At 71.6% G+C, this 5929-nt stretch carries 7 protein-coding genes; 6 read left to right on the plus strand and 1 reads right to left on the minus strand.

Going from position 1 to position 5929, the window contains the following annotated elements; genetic code table 11:
* Positions 1 to 1197 (plus strand): MFS transporter (locus VGW35_25605; GenBank protein ID HEV8311053.1); only part of this gene is annotated, 1197 nt, incomplete at its 5' end.
* A gap of 39 nt (positions 1198 to 1236) precedes the next feature.
* Here VGW35_25605 and VGW35_25610 read toward each other — a convergent pair.
* Complete coding sequence (locus VGW35_25610) at positions 1237 to 1515, minus strand: hypothetical protein (GenBank protein ID HEV8311054.1); 279 nt, start codon at positions 1513 to 1515, stop codon at positions 1237 to 1239.
* 141 nt (positions 1516 to 1656) lie between these two features.
* Between VGW35_25610 and VGW35_25615 the strand changes: the two genes are divergently transcribed.
* The 5 genes from VGW35_25615 to VGW35_25635 all read left to right on the plus strand — a co-directional run.
* Positions 1657 to 2997, plus strand: coding sequence for a pitrilysin family protein (locus VGW35_25615; protein HEV8311055.1), 1341 nt, complete (start codon positions 1657 to 1659; stop codon positions 2995 to 2997).
* A 9-nt stretch (positions 2998 to 3006) separates the two neighbouring features.
* Positions 3007 to 4164 (plus strand): efflux RND transporter periplasmic adaptor subunit, encoded by a 1158-nt coding sequence (locus VGW35_25620; protein HEV8311056.1) that lies wholly within the window; start codon positions 3007 to 3009, stop codon positions 4162 to 4164.
* Between the two features lie 26 nt (positions 4165 to 4190).
* A complete protein-coding gene (locus VGW35_25625; GenBank protein HEV8311057.1) occupies positions 4191 to 4562 on the plus strand; it encodes a hypothetical protein in 372 nt (123 codons plus the stop codon).
* Positions 4555 to 5577 (plus strand): ABC transporter ATP-binding protein, encoded by a 1023-nt coding sequence (locus VGW35_25630; GenBank protein HEV8311058.1) that lies wholly within the window; start codon positions 4555 to 4557, stop codon positions 5575 to 5577. The genes VGW35_25625 and VGW35_25630 overlap by 8 nt, the downstream gene beginning before the upstream one ends.
* Positions 5578 to 5591: 14 nt before the next feature.
* A partial coding sequence (locus VGW35_25635) for an ABC transporter permease (protein ID HEV8311059.1) occupies positions 5592 to 5929 on the plus strand: 338 nt, incomplete at its 3' end.

Consider the following 5929-nt stretch of genomic DNA (forward strand, 5'->3'; position numbering starts at 1 on the left):
AACTACATGATCCGGATGGCGTTCTCGCCGCTTCTCCAACCGGTGATGGCCGAGTTCGGGCTGAGGCACGCCGAGGCGGGCTTCCTCTTCTCCGTCTTCTTTTACGGCTACATCGCCATGCTGGTCCCCGCCGGGCTGCTCGGCGATCGCCTCGGACGCAAGCGAGTCCTCGTCACGGGCATTCTCCTGGTGGCCCTGGCGACCGTCATGACCGGGCTGGCCCGGACGCTCGTCGTGCTCGGGCTCGCCCGGCTCGTCACCGGGCTGGCCCAGGGAATGTACTTCCCGAACGACCGGCCGATCATCGCCGCCGCCACCCCGCGCGATCGCCTCGCGCTCGGCCAGGGCGTATCCTTCTCGGGCGTCGGGGTCGGGAACGCGCTCGGGGTGATCGTGGGAGGTGCCCTCGGCGCGCTCATCCCGTGGCGCCACGTGTTCTTCGTGCTCACGGTCCTGCCGCTCGTCTCGGCCACGCTCATCGCCTGGTTCGTCCCCGAGCCGAGGGGCGCGCGCTGTCCCGTTCCGCTCGGACCCGACGAGGTGGGCATGGGACGCGCCGGGGTCTTCCGCCATCGTGACCTCTGGGTCCTCGGCCTGGCGGGGATCGCCCCCATGTGGAGTCAGTGGCTGATCGGGACCTGGGGTCCCGCGCTCTTCGCCGAGGTCGGAGTCCGGGAGCTGGGCTGGTCGGCGCTCTACGCGAGCCTCCTCGGCGTGGCGGCCCTGCCGGGACTCTTCACGATGGGCGCCGTGTCCGATCGCCTTCTGCGGCGTGGCATCGGGCGGAAAGCGGTAGTGGCCGGGGTGATCCTTTGCCTGGCGATCTCGGTCGCCGCCACGGGGCTGACCGTACAGCTGCGGGCTCCGGTCTGGCTCCTCGCCGTGCTCGTCTTCATCACGAGCTTCTTCGTCTGGGGCGCCTGGGCTCCGGCCTATGCCTTGATGGCCGAGCTGTTCCCCCAGCGGGTGATGGGCAGCGCCTACGGCCTTCTCAACGCGATCTGCTTCGTCTCGGGGCTCCTCGCCCCATACTTCACGGGCTGGATCAGGGACTGGACGGGGTCTTTCGCCGGGGGATGCTACCTCGCGGCGCTGGTGGCGCTCGCCGGCGTGCCCGTCGCCTTGGCTGTGCGGCCGGCCTTCCGGCTGACGACGGCGGCGGTTCCGGCACCGACCTCCGCGGCCGTCACGCGCTGAGGAACGGGGAGGGTCTCACATGCGACTCGGCAATGCCGCTCACGGCTCGACGGTCGGCGGCCGCCGCTCCGGCGTCGGCCCCAGGCCATACCGCTCGCGGAGCAGGTCGACCAGCGCCTGCGGCACCCGCTCGGTCGCGCCGAGGCAGGACTGGCAGATGAGCCGGACATGGCGAGTCCCGAACTCTTCCCACAACCCGACCTTGTGGAAGATCTCGACGGTCTTGGTCGGCCCGTCCCAGGCCACGAGGTAGAGGTGACAGCTCGGGCAGACGTAGTGACCGGGTCCCGGTCTCGACCGCGGAGCGTCGGGCGCCATGGCTTGCCTCCTCCAGATCGGCAGCGACCGTCAGGCTCGCTCCACTATACGGCATTCGGCCGCCGGGGTGGGACATCCGGGCCCCGCCCAACCGGGGGCCGCGCGCCCCGAGGGCGCAATCCACGGTTGTATAATGGCCGCGTGATCAGCCGCCGCGCCCGTTCAGGGCTTCTGCTCGCCGCGCTGCTCCTTCTGGGCGCCCTCCCGGCCCGGGCGGCGGAGGTCGTCGAGGCGACGCTCGAGAACGGGCTCAAGGTGCTCCTCCTCGAAGACCACCGGAGCCCCGTGATCAGCCTCCAGATCTGGTACCGGGTGGGCTCGCGCAACGAGCGGATCGGCCTCTCCGGGCTCTCCCACTACCTCGAGCACATGATGTTCAAGGGCACGTCGAAATACGGACCGCGCGCCTACGCGCGGCTGGTGGAGGAGCAGGGCGGGCAGGAGAACGCCTTCACGGCCCAGGACGCGACGACCTACTTCGTCAACATCGTCGCCGACAAGATCGAGCTCATCCTCGACCTGGAGGCCGAGCGGATGCGCCACCTCCTCCTCGAGGCGCGCGAGGTCGATGCCGAGCGCAAGGTCATCCTCGAGGAGCGGCGGACCCGTACCGAGGACGACCCGATCGGCACCCTGGCCGAGGAGCTGAACGCGGTCGCCTTCAAGGCCCACCCCTACCGGATCCCCCCCATCGGCTTCATGGACGACATCCAGCGGATCACCGCCCAGGACCTCCGGCGCTGGTACGACACCTACTACGTCCCGAACAACGCCGTGCTGGTGGCCGTCGGGGATTTCGTGGCCGCCGAGCTGCTGGCCAAGATCCGGGCGCGGTTCGAGGCGATCCCGCGGAGCCCCGATCCCCCGGCGGTCCAGATCGTGGAGCCGGCCCAGCGGGGGGAACGGCGCGTCTGGGTGAAGAAGGAAGCGCAGCTGCCCGTCATCTTCATGGGCTACCACACCCCGAACATCACCTCCCCCGACGCCTATGCCCTCGAGGTCACGGCCACCATCCTGTCGGCCGGGCGGACCTCGCGGCTCTACCGGCGACTCGTCTACGAGGAGCGGCTGGCGCTGGACGCCGGCGGGGACTACACGCGGCTCAGCCTCGACCCCGACATGTTCACGTTCTACGCCACCGTCCTCCCCGGCAAGACCGTGGAGGACGTCGAGCGCGTCCTCCTGGCCGAGGTGGAGCGGCTCCGGACCGAGCCGGTCGGGGCGGAGGAGCTCCAGCGCGCCAAGAACCAGCTCGAGTCGGGATTCGTCTTCGGGCAGGACTCGGTGTACGTCCGGGCGTCCACGCTCGCCCGTCACGAGCTGGTGGGCAGCTGGCGCCTCCGCGACGAGTTCCTGCCCCGGATCCGCGCCGTCACCGCCCGGGACATCCAAGACGTCGCCCGGCGCTACTTCGTGGGCGACCACCAGACTACGGCGATCCTCGTCCCCGTTCCGCCTGCTGCGTCTCAGCCGGCCCGGTAGGGCGCGGCGATGTCCGGTCTCGGGAAGATCCTGCGTGGCAGCCTCGTCCTCGTCATCCTCCTGATCGCCGGCGCCGGCGTCGGCCTCTGGGCGCTCTCCCGGCGCGACAGCACCGGCGCGGGCTTGAAGGTGACCGGCACCATGGAGGCCACCCAGGTCGACATCGGCGCGAAGACGACCGCGCGGATCCGCGCGATCCGCGTCGAGGAAGGGCAGCGCGTCCGGCGGGGGGACCTCCTCATCCTCCTCGACGACGACCAGCTCCGGGCGGAGCTCGCCCGGCTGGAGGCCGCGGTCCAGGTCGCCCAGGCCCAGCTCAAGGACCTCCTGGCCGGGGCGCGTCCCGAGGAGATCCGCGCCGCCCGCCAGGCGGTGGTTCAGGCCGAGGCGCGCCTGCGGGACCTCGAGGCGGGCGCCCGCCAGCAGGAGATCGAGCAGGCGCGGCAGAGCCTCGCCTCGGCCCAGGCCACCCGCGAGTGGGCCGAGAAGGAGTACCAGCGGTTCCAGCGCCTGCTCGATCAGGGGCTGGTGGCCGTGCAGGACCGCGATCGCACCTGGCAGGCGCTGGAGGTCGCCCGGGCCCAGGAGCGCGCGGCGCGCCAGCAGCTCGAGCTGTTGCTGGCCGGGCCCCGCCCCCAGCAGGTCGAGGCGGCCCGCGCCGAAGTGCGGCAGGCCCGCGAGCGGCTCCAGCTCATCGAGGCGGGCCCCCGCCCGGGTCAGGCGGAGGCGGCGCGGGCGCAGGTGGCCCAGGCCGAGGCGGCCCTCGCCGAGGCGAAGGCCCGGCTCGCCGACACCCGGATCGATTCCCCCGCCGACGGCGTCGTGCTGCGGAAGAACCTCGAGCCCGGCGCGACCGCGACGCCGGGCACGCCGATCGTGACGCTGGTGAACCCCGGGGACCTCTGGCTCCGAGGTTACATCGCGGAGACCGACCTCGGGCGGGTCCGGGTGGGGCAAGCGGCCCGCATCACGGTGGACGCGTTCCCGGGCCGACCCTTCGACGGACGCGTGAGCGAGATCGCCTCGGAGGCCGAGTTCACTCCGCGGAACGTCCAGACCCAGAAGGAACGGGTGAACCTGGTCTTCCGCGTGAAGATCACCGTCGCCAATCCCGACGGGCGCCTCAAGCCCGGAATGCCCGCCGATGCCGTCATCCTCGTCGACTGACGCACGGTCGAGGTGAGGAGGGCCGCGTGACCGAGCCCGAGCATCTTCCGGAGCACATCCGGCTCGCCCAGAGCTTCGCCGCCTGGATCGACGCCGACCCGGACTGGGAGCGGCTGGCGCCGGTGCCGTTCAGCACCGTCTGCTTCCGGGCGCGTCCCCGCGCCTGGCCGGCCGACGATCCGCGTCTGAATCCGCTCAACGAGCGCCTCCTGGAGGCGGTCAATGCCACGGGCGAGATCCTCCTCTCCCATGACGTGCTCGGCGGCCGGTACGTCCTCCGGTTCGCGGTCGGCCACCTCCGGACCGAGGAGCGCCACGCTCGGCGGGCCTGGGAGATCCTGCGCGCCGAGGCGCTCCGGCTGGGCGCGGCCCCGACCGTCGTCGCCCGACGTGGCTGAGCGCGCCTCGGCGAGGGCCGCCGCCGCGCCGGCGGTCGTCACCGAGGGGTTGACCAAGCGCTTCGGCAAGTTCACGGCGGTGGACCACATCGACCTCCTGGTCCACGCCGGCGAGCTCTACGGCTTCCTGGGCCCGAATGGCGCCGGGAAGTCGACGACGCTCCGGATGCTGTGCGGCATCCTCGAGCCGACCGAGGGGACGGGGCGGGTGCTCGGCTTCGACCTCCGCACCGAGCCCGAGCGCATCAAGGCCGCCATCGGCTACATGTCCCAGCGCTTCTCGCTCTACGACGACCTCACCGGCGAGGAGAACCTGACCTTCTACGCCACCGTCTACGGCGTGCCGAGCCGCGAGCGCCGGGACCGCATCCAGCGGATGATCCAGCTCGCCGACCTCGTCGGGCGGGAGGACGTCCTGGCCGGCCGGCTCTCGGGCGGCTACCGGCAGCGGCTCGCCCTGGCCTGCGCCTTCGTCCACGCCCCGCGCCTGGTCTTCCTCGACGAGCCGACGGCCGGGGTCGATCCGGTCTCCCGGCGCACGTTCTGGGAGCTTATCCGCCGCCTCGCCGACAGCGGGGTCACGGTGGTGGTGACGACCCACTACATGGACGAGGCGGAGCACTGCGATCGGCTCGGCTTCATCTATCAGGGGAAGCTGATCGCGCAGGGAAGCCCCGCCACCATCAAGGCCGAGACCTTCCGCAAGCCCGTGTTTCAGGTCGAGACGCCGGATCCCCGCCGGGCCGTGGACCGCCTCGCCGATTGGCCGGCCGCCGAGGAGGTGGTCCGCTACGGGCCGCTCGTCCGCGTCGTCGCGGCCGACGCCGACCTCACGCCCGAAGCGGTCCAGGCCGAGCTCCGGGCCGCCGGGCTCGAGGCGGTCGTCGTGCCCGTCACCCCGACGGTGGAGGACCTGTTCATCTCCTTCGTGGACCGTGAGCGCAAGAGCCGTCTCCGGGAGCAGCTCCGGGCGCTCAGCGTGGAGATCGAGGCGCAGGCGCGCGACGGCGCCTGAGCGGGACAGCGGCGATGACGCGGCTCCGCGGGATCATCTGGAAGGAGTTCGTGCAGCTCCGGCGCGACCCGATGGCGCTCACGCTCACCCTGTTCATCCCCGTCGCGATGCTGTTCATCTTCGGGTACGCCATCAATACCGACGTCAAGCACCTGCCCACCGTGGTGCTCGACCAGTCGCGCGACGTCGAGGCCCAAAAGCTCCTGGAGGCCTTCGCCAACAGCCAGTACTTCGACCTCACCTACTACGCCCGGTCGCACGGAGAGGTCACGCGGCTGATCGACACCGGCCGCGCCAAGGTGGGGATCGTGATCCCCCCCGACTTCGCGGCCCGGCTCCGCGGTCGCGGAGG

This window comes from Candidatus Methylomirabilota bacterium, from assembly GCA_036005065.1.
GTDB lineage: Bacteria > Methylomirabilota > Methylomirabilia > Rokubacteriales > DASRDR01 > DASYQW01.

Coding starts and splice junctions, on each gene's coding strand:
- VGW35_25620 (HEV8311056.1), top strand. CDS start 3,007: ATGTCCGGTCTCGGGAAGATCCTGCGTGGCAGCCTCGTCCTCGTCATC.
- VGW35_25610 (HEV8311054.1), bottom strand. CDS start 1,515: ATGGCGCCCGACGCTCCGCGGTCGAGACCGGGACCCGGTCACTACGTC.